The organism is Vibrio sp. 811 (assembly GCF_033339195.1).
The window spans coordinates 1-552 of the sequence record NZ_JAWOUB010000791.1 but is presented as its reverse complement, the minus strand read 5'-3'; the positions used below and the strand labels follow the sequence as shown (position 1 = coordinate 552).

The 552-nt window shown below is 46.2% G+C and carries 1 protein-coding gene; it reads left to right on the top strand.

From position 1 onward, the window contains the following. Positions 1 to 131: 131 nt before the first annotated feature. Positions 132 to 552: NYN domain-containing protein (locus R7Q46_RS29425; RefSeq protein WP_318078619.1), on the top strand; the 421-nt coding region annotated here is incomplete at its 3' end.

Below are 552 nucleotides of genomic sequence, written 5' to 3'. Positions count from 1 at the left end.
AACTTTCCACCCATGACTCACTCCTAAAAACGCGATTTTCCGTTTATACGTTAAGTTTAGTGGAATTGGCTCATTGTGCTTTTGGGCGATCTGGCTTAGGGTAGGCGGCAAATTATCGGTATGAGATCACCATGCAATCAGACCACAAAGAAAAAATCGCCATTCTCGTTGACGTTCAAAACGTTTATTACACTTGTCGTGAAGCGTATCGCAGTAACTTTGACTACAACCGGTTTGGGTATGTCGCGACACAAGAAAAGGAAGTAGTAAGCGCAAAAGCTTATGCCATTGCAAGTAACGATCCGAAGCAACGCCAGTTTCATCACATTCTAAGAGGTGTGGGATTTGAGGTGATGTTGAAGCCTTACATTCAGCGTCGAGATGGCAGCGCCAAAGGGGATTGGGATGTCGGTATCACGCTCGATGCGATTGAGATTGCGCCTGATGTTGACCGCGTGATTTTGGTTTCTGGTGATGGCGACTTCAGTTTGCTGGTGGAACGTATTCAGCAGCGCTACAACAAGAAGGTCACCGTCTATTGTGTACCAAGGT